17 protein-coding genes and 1 pseudogene are annotated in these 13,029 nt (G+C 33.0%); 2 read left to right on the plus strand and 16 right to left on the minus strand.

The genetic code is table 11. From position 1 onward, the window contains the following. The 7 genes and pseudogenes from AB3H90_RS12990 to AB3H90_RS13020 form a co-directional block, all read right to left on the minus strand. Nucleotides 1-992 (minus strand): G5 domain-containing protein (locus tag AB3H90_RS12990; RefSeq protein ID WP_368016835.1); only part of this gene is annotated, 992 nt, incomplete at its 3' end. Nucleotides 993-1,110: 118 nt separating this feature from the next. After that, nucleotides 1,111-3,291: a BspA family leucine-rich repeat surface protein gene (locus tag AB3H90_RS12995; protein ID WP_368016836.1), complete on the minus strand. Its 2,181-nt coding sequence runs from the start codon at nucleotides 3,289-3,291 to the stop codon at nucleotides 1,111-1,113. A gap of 28 nt (nucleotides 3,292-3,319) precedes the next feature. After that, nucleotides 3,320-3,526, minus strand: coding sequence for a hypothetical protein (locus AB3H90_RS13000; RefSeq protein WP_081123767.1), 207 nt, complete (start codon nucleotides 3,524-3,526; stop codon nucleotides 3,320-3,322). Next, on the minus strand, nucleotides 3,527-3,862 hold the full coding sequence (locus tag AB3H90_RS13005) for an LPXTG cell wall anchor domain-containing protein (protein WP_081125803.1): 336 nt from the start codon (nucleotides 3,860-3,862) through the stop codon (nucleotides 3,527-3,529). Nucleotide 3,863: 1 nt separating this feature from the next. Then, on the minus strand, nucleotides 3,864-4,883 hold the full coding sequence (locus tag AB3H90_RS13010; RefSeq protein ID WP_368016837.1) for a DUF916 and DUF3324 domain-containing protein: 1,020 nt from the start codon (nucleotides 4,881-4,883) through the stop codon (nucleotides 3,864-3,866). Between the two features lie 162 nt (nucleotides 4,884-5,045). Beyond that, nucleotides 5,046-5,795, minus strand: coding sequence for a WxL domain-containing protein (locus tag AB3H90_RS13015; protein ID WP_368016838.1), 750 nt, complete (start codon nucleotides 5,793-5,795; stop codon nucleotides 5,046-5,048). Between the two features lie 687 nt (nucleotides 5,796-6,482). Then, nucleotides 6,483-6,788, minus strand: a pseudogene (locus tag AB3H90_RS13020) (transposase); the annotation flags it as partial. A gap of 84 nt (nucleotides 6,789-6,872) precedes the next feature. On the opposite strand from AB3H90_RS13020, the gene AB3H90_RS13025 reads away from it, so the two are divergent. Then, nucleotides 6,873-6,944: a type I toxin-antitoxin system Fst family toxin gene (locus AB3H90_RS13025; RefSeq protein WP_128479739.1), complete on the plus strand. Its 72-nt coding sequence runs from the start codon at nucleotides 6,873-6,875 to the stop codon at nucleotides 6,942-6,944. A 270-nt stretch (nucleotides 6,945-7,214) separates the two neighbouring features. Here AB3H90_RS13025 and AB3H90_RS13030 read toward each other — a convergent pair whose 3' ends face one another. The 7 genes from AB3H90_RS13030 to AB3H90_RS13060 all read right to left on the minus strand — a co-directional run bounded on the left by AB3H90_RS13030 (nucleotide 7,215) and on the right by AB3H90_RS13060 (nucleotide 11,829). Beyond that, nucleotides 7,215-8,831: a glycosyltransferase family 39 protein gene (locus AB3H90_RS13030; RefSeq protein ID WP_368016839.1), complete on the minus strand. Its 1,617-nt coding sequence runs from the start codon at nucleotides 8,829-8,831 to the stop codon at nucleotides 7,215-7,217. 397 nt (nucleotides 8,832-9,228) lie between these two features. Then, on the minus strand, nucleotides 9,229-9,408 hold the full coding sequence (locus AB3H90_RS13035) for a hypothetical protein (RefSeq protein WP_081123584.1): 180 nt from the start codon (nucleotides 9,406-9,408) through the stop codon (nucleotides 9,229-9,231). 15 nt (nucleotides 9,409-9,423) lie between these two features. Further along, on the minus strand, nucleotides 9,424-9,624 hold the full coding sequence (locus AB3H90_RS13040) for a hypothetical protein (protein ID WP_368016840.1): 201 nt from the start codon (nucleotides 9,622-9,624) through the stop codon (nucleotides 9,424-9,426). Nucleotides 9,625-9,791: 167 nt separating this feature from the next. Further along, a complete protein-coding gene (locus AB3H90_RS13045; RefSeq protein ID WP_368016841.1) occupies nucleotides 9,792-10,487 on the minus strand; it encodes a hypothetical protein in 696 nt (231 codons plus the stop codon). Further along, nucleotides 10,480-10,917, minus strand: coding sequence for a hypothetical protein (locus tag AB3H90_RS13050; RefSeq protein ID WP_081123581.1), 438 nt, complete (start codon nucleotides 10,915-10,917; stop codon nucleotides 10,480-10,482). The genes AB3H90_RS13045 and AB3H90_RS13050 overlap by 8 nt, the downstream gene beginning before the upstream one ends. Nucleotides 10,918-10,921: 4 nt before the next feature. Then, nucleotides 10,922-11,122: a DNA helicase UvrA gene (locus tag AB3H90_RS13055; protein ID WP_081123580.1), complete on the minus strand. Its 201-nt coding sequence runs from the start codon at nucleotides 11,120-11,122 to the stop codon at nucleotides 10,922-10,924. A 446-nt stretch (nucleotides 11,123-11,568) separates the two neighbouring features. Then, nucleotides 11,569-11,829, minus strand: coding sequence for a hypothetical protein (locus tag AB3H90_RS13060; protein WP_049055261.1), 261 nt, complete (start codon nucleotides 11,827-11,829; stop codon nucleotides 11,569-11,571). Between the two features lie 153 nt (nucleotides 11,830-11,982). On the opposite strand from AB3H90_RS13060, the gene AB3H90_RS13065 reads away from it, so the two are divergent. Continuing rightward, the gene (locus AB3H90_RS13065) at nucleotides 11,983-12,105 is read left to right on the plus strand and encodes a putative holin-like toxin (RefSeq protein ID WP_002295624.1); all 123 of its coding nucleotides are present in this window, start codon (nucleotides 11,983-11,985) and stop codon (nucleotides 12,103-12,105) included. Between the two features lie 159 nt (nucleotides 12,106-12,264). Here AB3H90_RS13065 and AB3H90_RS13070 read toward each other — a convergent pair whose 3' ends face one another. Continuing rightward, nucleotides 12,265-12,522 (minus strand): hypothetical protein, encoded by a 258-nt coding sequence (locus AB3H90_RS13070; RefSeq protein WP_368016842.1) that lies wholly within the window; start codon nucleotides 12,520-12,522, stop codon nucleotides 12,265-12,267. A gap of 21 nt (nucleotides 12,523-12,543) precedes the next feature. Next, nucleotides 12,544-13,029, minus strand: a complete 486-nt coding sequence (gene ssb / locus AB3H90_RS13075) for a single-stranded DNA-binding protein (RefSeq protein WP_368016843.1) — start codon at nucleotides 13,027-13,029, stop codon at nucleotides 12,544-12,546.

Here is a 13,029-nt window from a genome sequence, read left to right on the forward strand (position 1 = left end):
TCAACAGTTGTCGTTGTAAACGGCACAGCTTCGGTTAAGACCTCTTCTTTTTCTTCTGTTACTGAGACTGGAACTTTCGTTCCTTTTTCAATGACTTTTTCTACTGGTTCTTTTGTGACGGTATTGCTTGTTTCTACTCGACTGATTTCATTGCCCTCTCCATCATAAGTAACCTCATAGACGATCGTTCTAGTTCCATCTTCTCCTGCTGTTTTGACTTGTGTAACCCCTTCTTCCAATTCTGGGTTTTCTATCATTTTTGTCGTATACGGAAGCGTTTCAGTCACTGTTTCTTCTTTAACTACAGTTGTCCCCTTTGTTTCTTTTTGTTTAGTGACAACAGGTTCTTTTGTATCAGAAGGTGCTGACTTCTCATCGATCAATACATACCCTAAGAGCTCATAGCCAGGAATCTCTGTAGAAATAAATGGCAACTTTTGGCCTTTTTCTAAATAGATCGTCTGATTATAATGATCTAAATTGAGATCAACCTCTTCTGCTTTAGCGACAATAGGAATGCTGCTTAAGGAACTACTGACCAGTAAGCTAAGCAAAAATTTATTTTTTTTCGCTTTTCTCGCTAAAAGCGCCCAACTAAATAAGAATATTCCTGTACCTAAATAAACATATTTTAATGTGTCTAGCTCATTCGTTTGTGGCAGTACATTTGCTTTACGTTCTTCTTTTTTAGAATAAACCATGTAATATTTTTGATTTTCGTGAATACTGACTTTAGGTAATTCTTTTGTCATAGTCTCTTTTTGCGCATTTGAAAGATCCTTTGACAATATAGGTATCAGCTCTATTTTTACTTCATTCTTTAATGGATGAAAAATAGAGGAAGTTTCACTAATTTCATCCGCTGAAACCAGTGTATTCGGCTGACTGATAAAAATAAATGAGCCAATCGCAACAGAAAATAATCCTTGAGATAATTTTCTCAAAGTATATTTTACAACTCTTTCTTCTGATCTTTTTTTGTAAACATTCATTTTGCCTTTCTCCTATTTTTAGTTTAATTTTTTCACAAGAAATTAAGTTAGAAAAACACGCAATAATACTAACTAAAAAGCCGAATTACTACGTGTTTCATTCTTTTATAAAAAAATGTTACGCAGGCCCACTGATCAAATTCCATTCTACTTGACCAGAATAAGTTCCTGCTCGTACTTGAGAAACATCTGGTATCACTAATTTTAAATCCCCAAGATCATAATCATAGACACCATTATTCACAGCACTTCCCCCATTTATACTTTTCATAATAGTATTTGGCACAGTGGTAATTTGATCATTTACTGTTCCTGTAATTCCGTTATCTGAGAGAGCTTTTAAGTCGGTACTTGGGGAATAAGTTCCTAATCCAGTACTTATATTTTGCATAACTGTCCCATGACTATTAGTTGTCTGAATATATGCATTAGGAATTGGAATATTATCCCAAATTAATTGTGCAGTAACGTACCATTCATTTTTAGTTCTTGTCCGATCCTTTACACCAACATTGAAACTATCTGTTTTGGGAATCAGTATTTTTTGTTGTCCAGATGAATGAAGATCCGTTGAACCAATTTTAAATGTTGTAGGATAATAGGCCAGACCTAAACTTCCAGTAGGATTTAGTTTTTTATTATCTACAGATGTATCAAATTTATCACTGACCCATCCTGCTTTAAACTCTGCTTTGCTATTAATAAAATCACTAAAACTGTTAATAGATTGAATAGTTTGTTCAAAAACTTGATCAGTCGGTGCCCATCCTGTTAAGGCATAATTATCTTTTGTCGGCACATTGCTTTCCAACCAATCTCTTATTTTATTTTGTAGATCTTGTCCTAATAATTGTGAAAGTTGCTCATATTGATTAGTTGGAATGGCGGTTTGATAAAAATAATAACTTAAATCTGTAGGTTGATCGGTTTCTCTGTTAATATATGGATTTTCAGCTACCTTTCCAGTATCAGCATTAATTCTTATTTCGCACTTAGGTTTATAACCTGACTGAGAATAAGGATAAGACAATAATCTATTATCAGAAGCAACAATCAAAGCTGGCAAAGGAGTATAACCAAGACTGTATAAATAGAACATTCCAGTATTATCTGTAATACTATCACCCAAATCAGCATTGCTATTGATACGCCAATTATCCATATGAATTTCATCTAATCTGATACAATCATAAAACATTGATTTAAAATTCATCACATTAGAAGTATCCCAGTTACCTGTATCTCCAATGGATACTAATGATGGACAATTGAAAAACATATTTGACATATCAGTTACTTTGGAAGTATCCCAGTTAGATAAATCAAGATTCTGTAACTTTACGCAATTTAGAAACATTCCTGACATATTAGTTACATTAGAAGTATTCCAATGGCTAGTATCACCTATAGATGTCAATTGACTTGAATTATTTTCAGGCATCCAAAACATTTCATACATATTAGTTACATTTCCTAAAGTCCATTGTTGTTGGATTTCTTTTAAATTAGCTAATTTATTAAATGCAATACCCATATTTGTTACATTAGGCAATGTGTTGTCTCCAAAAGAAATGGTAGTTAAATTTGGTATAAAACTACCATCAAAAGAAGCATACATTGAAGTTACATTATCCATATCCAGCCCAGAAAAATCAATTGAAGTTAAATTGGGATAGCTTTGTCCATTTACTGCAAATAGATGATCAAGAGAAACTCCATCAGGTGTATTATTTACTAACTTTATTTTGGTATTTTCAACAGAAACAAATTTGATACTGCGTACATTGTTTGGGAATATAGCAGCGGCATTATTCAAACCAATTTCGATTTTAACTGATAGCATTTTTCCATATAACTTAATTTTAGAAGGAATTACTAGGTTTTCTTTCTGTCCTTTATAACCTGTGATAACGATAGAATCATTCTCTAATTTATAAGTAGTATGGTCTATATCCAAATCCTGTCCTTCAACAGTCTTGGCTTGATTAGGTGTAACTGCAAGAACGGATTTATCAGTTTTCTTTTTAGAAGAATTAGGTGATTCTTCTATTACTTCATTTTCAGATTGATATACATCATCACCAGTTTTTTCTTCTGAATCAGTTATCTCTTCATTTGTTGTCTCTATGATAGATTTATTTTCTTGTTCTACTTGATTCTCTGCCGTTTCAGCTTCCTTATCAGATTGAGAAGCAATAATGGCTTGATCTTCTTCGGCATAGCTGTTTAAGATCCTGCTGTTACTAATCAATCCTAAAAGGAGAGTAGAACAGAGCAGTCCACTTATTAATCGTTTCAATCCTCTCACCTTCTTCCATTCAATATTCCTATAATTGATTATTGATAACGAAAAAATAGATAATACTCATGCCCATTGTTCCCAATGCACACAGTAAACTAAATATATTCAAAAAAAGCAATCGTTTTTCCAACTGTTGCTGAACTACTTTTTTATAGTCTTTTAAAAAAAGATATAGACTCACTATTAGAAAAATGATTCCTAAAGTCATGTAAACCATCGGATAGATATACATTTAGTTTCTCCCCTTCGCTATCTTTTTTAAATAATAGAGAGTACCAGCAAATAAAACGATCACAACTCCTATCCAGGAATACCCATCACTCATGATTTCTCCTGTTTGTGGAAAAATACCGCTTTTTTCTTTAACAATGTTAGAACTATCCGGTTGATTCTTTATAGGGGAATCTTCTCCCGGTAAAGCTTTATCAGGTGCAATCGTTTCCCATAACTCCACAGCTACATCCGTTTCTTTTGAGTCTGCCATATCTGCAAAAACCATCGTAGATGATTGTAGAAAGAAAACGCCTAAAAACAGAAGAAGTATCATCTTAAATTTCTTATGTTTCATTTTATTTTCCTCTCTTTCTACTTCTTAGAAGCAAGAAAACTATCATCATGAAGGCCAATAAAGCAAATACAAGTGAGCCAATACTTACCCATTTCGGAATTTGGATTTGAAAGACAGATTCTTGATTAATTTTATCGGCCTGTTCTTCCGTGATCTCAAATTCTTTTTCGAACTTCCATTCTTTTTTATCACCGGTCACTACTCCCTTAAATAGATATTTGCCAGGTTTTAAGTCTTCTTTTACCCAGTCAAATTGAAACGGGAAAACAGAGAAAGGGGCTATACTGACATTTTTTTGTTCTTTCGTTCGTACCACTTCTTTTGTTTTCTGATCGATGATCTGTCCTTCTACTTTCGAATCTGGAAATATATAAGGGTTCGGATTTAAAATATCTGCTTTAATAATTCGACGACCATCATAAAGAATCGGCCCAACATCTTCTAGTTCGACTGAAATATATTTCTTCATTTGATTTTCTGTTTCATTCGTCAATACTACACCTAAAGTGTAACTATACGTATTTTCAACAGAGACCGTTTGTTTACTTTTTTCTTCATCTTTTTTTTCAGAAACAACAATTCCTCCCAACACGATTCCTTCAAATCGATCTTTAGGCATCGTTACAGTTAATGTTGTTTCTTTCGTACTATTTGCAGGAACTTTCACTTCTGACTGATTGGCCTTAACAATTTGTGTTAATGGTGTCTTCAACAACTTGTGATTTTTAATCATGCCCGTATAATCAATGATCCCATTAGGATTCGTATTTGCATCGGTTACTTTAATTTCTAATGTTTTTTCCTTTGAAGATTCATTGATCAACTTCACTTTGATTTCATCTTTTTCTTCAGGGTTTTCTTTCAAATAAAAATAGCCAACAGAGGAATCCAATTGATGAGCATTTGGCACACCTTCGATGGTAAATCCACCAATCCCTTCTTCCCCATAAGCAATGGTTCCACCACAGAAAAAGATAGATAAGATTAATATTGTAATACCAATCGCTCGTTTCATTTTCATTCCATCCTTCTTATATTTAAATATAAATACTTGAAAAATTTTTCTTATGGATTCACTAACTCATTTGATGTTAGAGTAATAGAATAAACAAATCTATATTCATACTAATCCTTAAACTAAAGTTCTATTTTAGTTTAAGGATTAGTAATTAACCCATTAAAATTAATTTACAGCTGTACCAGGAACAACTTCTAAATTCCATGTTACTATTCCTTCATAACCGCCTGCTTTTAAGCTAGTTGCATTAGGAATATTTAGTTCCAACTCACCTAATTTTGCTAACTGATAATCATATGTCCCGATACCAATAGTAGAATCGGCTTTCGTCATAATTGCTGTTGAATCATTTCCAATAGATACGTCACTAACACCATTAACAACTTGAGGATCTTGATTTACTAAATCTGCTGTTTTAAAATCATCTGTACCGTTATTTATATTTTGCTTAACCACACCATTATTAGTCAATTTAATTTTAGATCCTGGTAATTTTCCTGTTGTCCAACTCAATTTTGCAGTCAGAGTCCAACTATTATTTGTATGTGTGTTATCTTTTACCCCAATATTGTAGGTTACTCCTTGTGCAACATTAGTTCCAGAATCCTTTAATACTAGAGTATCATCTCCTAGTTTTCCAGAAAAACTAAAAGCTTTAGGATAATAGGCAATACCAAGATTTCCATCTTCTCCATTAACGTTTCCTTGTTTGTTTAGTCCTTTATCAGGTTCATCGGGATCTGTAGGAGCTTTAGGAGTCTCTGTATTTGGTACAGTTAGTATAGTTGAAACTGGAGTATTTGCAGTATCTGGAATAGGATCCGAACCTGTACCAGTAGCTGCAAATACACTCCCCGCATTGACCAATGAAGCTACTAAAACAGCACTACCCAATAAGATATTTGTTTTTTTCATTTTGAATCTCTCCTTTTCTAATTTTTTTACAAAGTCAAAAAACAAATAAAATATAAAAGCAATTCCGAATTGCACTTTATGTGTAAAATATATATCCGAGAGTTAAAATCATCAAGAGACCTAATTTTTATCTTTATTATAATTAAAAGCAAAAAAATGAAAAAAGTGAAGGTAGCTCTATGATAATACGAAAAATTAATGCTAATAAAAATCTTCACGCTTAAAATATTCTTCTGAAAAATAACAGTTCATATAAGAACCTTAATTTGTAAACTAGCTATTTTGTGGCTTTTTCCATTAAAATCAGTAGCAAAAATAAATACATTAAACGTATTATGTAGCATTCACTTTTTCGATAAATCGAAGAATTATTCGCGAAAAAATTGAATATCATCATCTAAAATAGTGTTATATTTAGATTTTATCATATAAGTTCTAACCTTTTATCATCGTTAGACAAAAAACTCCTTTTGACTTGATATGCAGGTTATTTCCACTTATCAGTACATCAAAAAGAGTTTTTTATTGCTTTAGTTACTTCGTCCACTTATAGAATCACATGTTCTTTTAGGTTTCGCATACGACTAGACCGAAAATGTCTAAATGGCTCTTTTTCAATAAGGACTGATGAGTTGTGAAAAATCAAGTCTGGGTAAAAATGCTCCTCATTTTGGCTCAGATTTTTTGTTATCCTACTTTGATTAATTGATTAATCAAAAAGATTCTAATTCTCATGTTCTCAAATGATTTAAATCCGTAGGATACTAGTTTCATTGTCTTTATGTGGGTATTCTTCGCTCCTATTTTTACATTGTAGTAGGGATAGATCATCGCGTTGGTGATGCCTTCTTAATAGGTCAGAAGTTTTTGAAGCTTCTTCCGAAAGCCGTCATCTAACGTTTCGGGAAGTTCTGCTGATAAGGAGAAAAATAAGTCAGGGTCTTTGTCTCGAAAAGCTTCAACTAATTCATGAAAAAAGGGCTACGCCTCCTCTTGATGTGCCCCCCCAAAAAGTTAGACTAGAAATGTAGTGCACCCAATAACCTGGACTAATATTCAAGTTAAGGGGTGTTTTTCGTGAAAGAGCTTATCTCATTGGTTATCGCACCAATTTTTGTTGGACTGGTCATCGAACTAGTTTCTCACTGATTAGACGAGAAAGACGATAACTAAGCAAGTTGTCTCTAACCCACATGTTCAGAGTCGCAACGAACATAAAGAAAGCCAACCCTACTCGCAATAGGGTTGGCTTTTGTGCTATTCGTATATAGCTTATCTAATTTCGCAATCATATTATATTTAAATGCTCAACTTAAATGTCCTTATACAAATATTAATCTATACTCAATTTGTCTTTTGCTTATCCAAGTATACCCTGTTGGGCTTTAAAATCAGATTTCTCTTTCCTGAGTTAGTAATTTATTTTTTATTTTTTTCATAAAGCACATATTTTAAAGTATTCCCTTCACGATCTTGGACATGAACAGCAATCGGGTGATAGTTCCAGTGCAACCATGGTGTTCCAAATTTGTTTACATCTTCGTTCAGCTTGAGCCCAGCAACTATATAATCCGTTTTCTTTTCTTCTACATATTTATTTTGTTGATCCATACTCTCTTGATAAACTTTGTATGGAATATTTATGTTCATAAAATACTTAACATTTGGAACAATATTTGGGATTACTGAGAATCCATAATCAACAAACTGATAATTTAACAGAGTTACATTTTTCTTTCCTTTTAAATACTTAGCAAACTCCAGCTGGGCAGGAACTTTAGCATTTGGGTTTGTATTTTCAGCATTTTTTATTTGGATACTTGGCCGATCAGTAAAAAATCTCATATCTCTAAAAGTATCATTTGAATTAATCATTAATACAATTCCCAAAATAATAACACTTGATAATAGAATATTAGTTACAATAGGCCTTTGAAATTTATATCGAATTATTAAGTCTCTTAATAAAACACAAAATCCTAAAAATCCAACCAGTAATACGACTAAATCTAACAGAATATAGTAGTTCAGTGGTATACCACCATAGAAAATAAAATAATTAGTACATACAAATATAAATATCCATAATACTTTAAAAATAATTTGCTTAAAGACTGCCTTGGTAAATAAAAGATAGGCAGATCCTATAATTAAAATAGACATAATAATTTTGTTTTGCCACATTAATGTAGCAAATATCCTCGTTGTATTAAAAAAACGACTAAATATATTTATATTATTCCCTTGATCAACTAGTTTTGGATATAACATCATGTTAAATTTGAAATAAACAAAATACATTTCATGTAAAGCATGATTAATTATAAAATACATAATAATTGGAATACTCACTAATACAAATCCTAATAGGCTACAAATCACTGCTTTAATTACTTGTTGATAGTCTTTCTTTAATAGATAATATATTCCGAAAAAAACAAAAAAACCTATCCACGGACTAATCAACGTATACTTTATCCAAAATACACATCCCATAAGCAATCCTTGAATAAAAAATTGTTTGCCTTTTATTTTTTCGTCAGTATTAGAGATAGATATAATTAAATACAATAACCCAAGCACAAAAGGAAAAACAAATTCTTCTGCACTATCTCCTGCACGGAAATAGTCTTTATTTAACAAAATTAGTGGCGTTAAACAGGTGATAACACCGGCTAATTTTTCTGAAAAATAAAAATTACAAATTTTAAAAAATAAAATCATCGAAATAGCAAATGAAATACTTTCTAACAAGTAGACACCAAAAAAGGAAGTTTCACTCAAATTATAAGCAATTGCATGAATGAAATACAAAAGTATGCCTTTTTGTTCAAATAAATCTTTATACGGTACCTGCCCGTGGACTATTCCTTTTCCAACTGAGAAAAAAGCATTGGCATCTACCCAATCATTTATGAAATAAAGTGGAGAAGACTTAGAAAATATTAATATGATAAAAAAACTAAACAAGATAAGGAATATATAGTACTTTTTTTTCCACAACTTATGATTTTTTATTTTTTGTAAGATCTCCATAATTCTCCTTTTAAATTTATTTTAGAACACAAATTTGATTATTTTCTTTTTATAAACTGTAATTAGCAAAATACATCAGTAATAAACCAAACACTAAAAAAGCAATGCAACCTAACAATAAGAAAATTGGTATAAATACTGAAAACCAACTGATATTTACTTTACCTTTAATTTTTAATAATGCTGACACTATGCTTATTACAAAAGGAACAGCTATAACTAGGAATATTATGGTAAAAAATATTGACATCAACAAAACCTACTTTTCTATTTTTATCGATATAATGGCGTTACTATAATTATACCATCATTATTATTGTAAAAACCTTTTCTTTGAATAACATTGTACAAAATAATAAAGTGATGTCACTTTGATTAATGTGAAAGAAAAGTGATATCACTTTCTTAATACTGGGATCTCAAAGCCTGCTTTTTCTTGCTCAACAAGCATGTCTAAAGCTATACACATAATTTTTGACTCACTTTTATTATATTTTTTCTTGAGTCGTTGTAATTCTTTTTGTCTATTTTCGTCTAATGTTACGGGTAATCGTTTATTTCCTATTGCAATTGGCATTGTTACTCTCTCCTCTCATCGAAATAGGCCTATAAAGAATATGGCTGCAATCATCTTGAATAGTAGACTTACAAGAGTTAATACAAACCGCCAAAAGATCAAACAAAACACCAGTATTGTCAAAAATACTACGAAGTTTAAATGTACAGCTGCAGCATGACGCATAAATATTTCGCCAACAAATAGGACTAATAATAAGGGAATAATCTTGTTCATATAGATTTCCTTCTTTCTCTTAGGTTATCGGGCTTTGCCCGTTTATTTCGCACCACCTAAGCGGCGGGGGCGGTTGGAGCGATTGGTGCGAAATAAGAATCATTCCCTTAATTTCAAGTTTTTTTGTTCTTATTTCACACATTTTCACTTTTCGGTATATATATATACTAATTACTTTTTTTTAATACAAACATTTGATAAGCTATTTGCTTTCGTTCTAACTCTACTAACATTTGCTCGGTCTCATCTAAATGAAATGTTTCATACAATTCTTTTCGCATTTCAAAATTATCTCCCTTTGGATTTGCAATTTCTTTTTTGTACTCATCAAGAAACGATTGAGGTACTGTTAGCATGTACCCATTTCCAAAAACCAATGCTAGTTCGGTCTCATCTGTTAGAAATTGAGCAAAAAGCAAATAATAGTCAAAGTGATTATATTGTTTTTGATTTAGCTCTTCCATTATTTCTTCCATGTCCATGCCACTTTCTACAAATGTTACATATTCATTTTCTGAATAGTATTCTTTCCTAAGAATTATGCAATTAAGATAATTCTTTACCCATTTATCGGTCTCTAAAAATACTTCCATGATATAATGGTCGGTCTCAAATCGTAATAGAGTGGCATCATCTTCCATCGTTGGTGAAAGTGTAAAATAATTAACCTCAGCTTCTACTTTTAAAACACTTGTATGTTTTTCCTTATATAGCTCTTGTTCCACGCTATTTACAAATTCTTTTAGCTCTTCCATACAACTAAATGAATGTTTCACTCTTCTTGTTACCTCATTTAGATGCTCCCTATTTGTCAAGAATTGACAAATATCTTCCATTGTTAGTTGATAAACCACATTACTCATTTTCGTTATCCTCCTTTTTCATGATGTAACATGCGCCATGCTTGTTGACATTTTCAAAGTAGTCCAACCATTCACTTGAAACAGTCTTAGCTTTTTTCGTTTCGACAAATTTTGCATACGTTAGTTCTAAAGCTTGGTATTCAGAAGGTTTGATTGTGCTTGGTTTGACGCCTACTTCCAAGCATAGTAAGGCTTGGAAAAACCATTTGTTATTTTGCTTTTTCAGCTCTTCTAGTGTTCGATAGTACGTCGCAATGAGGTTCATTTCGACACCTGATTCAATCATTTCTTCCACTGCGACTGACAATTTTTCTTTGTAATGCTTTTTGGGTACACGTGTTTCGTTGTATAGAAATGTCATATCCTCCATTTTTTGTGCCATTTTATCCAAAGGTAATTTGACAAATTCATCATAATAATTTTGAGCCATAAGTTTATCTTCCTTTCTCTTTAATTAAAATGTAATCGCCGTAAGATAAGGTATATTTTTTCCCACATGTTTGACATTGATACAAATAATAACTTTTGATACATTTCGCTCTTTCTCCACAATCACATTCAACAGTATGTGGTGCATGGTAGTTTGGGAATAATTCGCTGAAGGGAACACCCCAATAATCAAATTTCTTTCGCATGATTGATTCTGCCTCCTCTGAGGAAAGGTTTTATTTCCTTTCGTTAGTTCTTTCTTTATTGATTTGTTGGTCAGAATGAATCAACTAAAAGCGACAAGGACAAGGGCGCGCAGCGTGCCATTTACCCTTGTCCTTGTCGCTTTTTGGTGATAAAAGGCAACTTGTTGCCGGTCTGGCAAATCAATAAAGAGATAGCGAACAGGAACGAACCTTTTGGTGAGAGGAAGTTTTTTCTATTTTGTCTTGCTTTGCAAGACCCCTTATCTTAGTGAACGTGCAACGTTCACTTCCTTTCTTCTCGAACGGCGGTGGCGGTTGGAGTGAGAGAGAGGTTTTTCAATTGAGAAGGCGCTTGTGCCTTCCTAAAAAGGCCTTTTCATTTTTCTTGTTTCTATTCTATGTAAAAAAAAGAACTGCAATCCTCATTTAGGACTGCAGCACTTCTTTTATATGCCCATCGATCGCGTAAAATGATCAGGGTTTCTAATTTGCATTGATTCAATGACTAGTTGATTTCGTTTATTGAAGTGACCTGTCACTGAAATAGTATACTTGCCTTCTTCCAAAATCAGCAATTTATCCGCTATTTCTATATTGGCCACTACACAATTGATTGGTTCATGACTCGTGTGTAATGTAAATCGCACAAGCAATGGCTGTGTCTTGATCACCCGAATTTTATCGAGTAAACCAGTATAATGTTCCATCGCGATCACCTCGCTAAAATTATAGCAAAAACAGCTAAAATTGAGAATTTTTATTCGATTTTAGATATGCTATAATGATCAAGACAGTAAAGTTTAATGACGGTGGCGACTTCTGGAAGGTGGTGGTGCTTATGAATGTAAGTGCTAAAATCTATGAAAGGAGTAAGCCTTTTGTCCGCATATGAGACAATTCAAACCATTCTTGGTTTTGGTATGTTTACCATTGCTTTGATTAGTTTGATTGTAAATATGCTTAAAAATGACAAAAAGAAATAACCGTCACTTTAGCGAGGATCGGTTATTTCTCAATAAATAATTAATCTGAGCCGCCGTTCTTTAAACGGTGCTGTTAATGAGGGGTTGTTCGCGCAACTCCTCTTTTTCATGTTCATTATAGCAATATTTCGCAAGAAGTTCAACGATTTCCCGTTAAACCTACATATAAAGCGGTAGAATAGCCGTAAGTATAACAGCTGTCGCTGCTATTGTGACTTTAGTCAATCGCCAAAAGGAATTATCCTTTCCTGATCTTTTTAAAAGATAAGAACAGACAAGATACACGAATACAAGAAATAGTGATCCTTTCGCAATTCTATTTACCAAAGGATTTTCAGTGACGCCAAAAGAAATCCCGTCTATAAATGCAATTACGGGTATCAATAGATCCATCGTCAGACTAATGTTTTTTGCCATGCTTACTCCTTCTTTCTCGAACTAAAACGGTAGATCATCATCGCTAATATCGATTGATTGTCCACCAAATGGATTCTGTGAAGCGTTCAATCCATTGTTGTTAGGCGTCACTGTATCCCGTTGTTCAAAGGTGGCGGTGCTTGGACTGGTGGACGATTGATCAGCGTGCGCACGGCTCTCTGTCGCTGCTTTGCTTTCTAATAGTTGGAAGTTATCAGCTACAACTTCTGTCACATACACACGTTGTCCTTGCTGATTGTCATAAGTCCGTGTTTGAATCCGTCCGACAACACCGATCAAGCTGCCTTTTTTAGCTAATGTCGCCATCGTTTCTGCTGGTTTGCGCCAAATCACGCAATTGATAAAATCAGCTTCTCGATTGCCGTTTTGATTCGTGAAATTACGATTAACGGCTAGGGTAAAAGTAGCCACTGCAGTACCACTTGCGGTATAACGTAAATCTGGATCTTTGGTTAACCGCCCTACTAAAGTTACATTATTGATCAT

Origin of the sequence: Enterococcus sp. C63 (assembly GCF_040887215.1) — a bacterium.
GTDB classification, from domain to species: Bacteria; Bacillota; Bacilli; order Lactobacillales; family Enterococcaceae; genus Enterococcus_B; species Enterococcus_B hirae.

Bases quoted from the DNA above. Each gene is read 5' to 3' on its own strand.
- AB3H90_RS13000 (WP_081123767.1), bottom strand. From the start codon at position 3,526: ATGTATATCTATCCGATGGTTTACATGACTTTAGGAATCATTTTTCTA.
- AB3H90_RS13005 (WP_081125803.1), bottom strand. From the start codon at position 3,862: ATGAAACATAAGAAATTTAAGATGATACTTCTTCTGTTTTTAGGCGTT.
- AB3H90_RS13010 (WP_368016837.1), bottom strand. From the start codon at position 4,883: ATGAAAATGAAACGAGCGATTGGTATTACAATATTAATCTTATCTATC.
- AB3H90_RS13015 (WP_368016838.1), bottom strand. From the start codon at position 5,795: ATGAAAAAAACAAATATCTTATTGGGTAGTGCTGTTTTAGTAGCTTCA.
- AB3H90_RS13030 (WP_368016839.1), bottom strand. From the start codon at position 8,831: ATGGAGATCTTACAAAAAATAAAAAATCATAAGTTGTGGAAAAAAAAG.
- AB3H90_RS13035 (WP_081123584.1), bottom strand. From the start codon at position 9,408: ATGCCAATTGCAATAGGAAATAAACGATTACCCGTAACATTAGACGAA.
- AB3H90_RS13040 (WP_368016840.1), bottom strand. From the start codon at position 9,624: ATGAACAAGATTATTCCCTTATTATTAGTCCTATTTGTTGGCGAAATA.
- AB3H90_RS13045 (WP_368016841.1), bottom strand. From the start codon at position 10,487: ATGAGTAATGTGGTTTATCAACTAACAATGGAAGATATTTGTCAATTC.
- AB3H90_RS13050 (WP_081123581.1), bottom strand. From the start codon at position 10,917: ATGGCTCAAAATTATTATGATGAATTTGTCAAATTACCTTTGGATAAA.
- AB3H90_RS13055 (WP_081123580.1), bottom strand. From the start codon at position 11,122: ATGCGAAAGAAATTTGATTATTGGGGTGTTCCCTTCAGCGAATTATTC.
- AB3H90_RS13060 (WP_049055261.1), bottom strand. From the start codon at position 11,829: ATGGAACATTATACTGGTTTACTCGATAAAATTCGGGTGATCAAGACA.
- AB3H90_RS13065 (WP_002295624.1), top strand. From the start codon at position 11,983: ATGAAAGGAGTAAGCCTTTTGTCCGCATATGAGACAATTCAAACCATT.
- AB3H90_RS13070 (WP_368016842.1), bottom strand. From the start codon at position 12,522: ATGGCAAAAAACATTAGTCTGACGATGGATCTATTGATACCCGTAATT.
- ssb (WP_368016843.1), bottom strand. From the start codon at position 13,029: ATGATCAATAATGTAACTTTAGTAGGGCGGTTAACCAAAGATCCAGAT.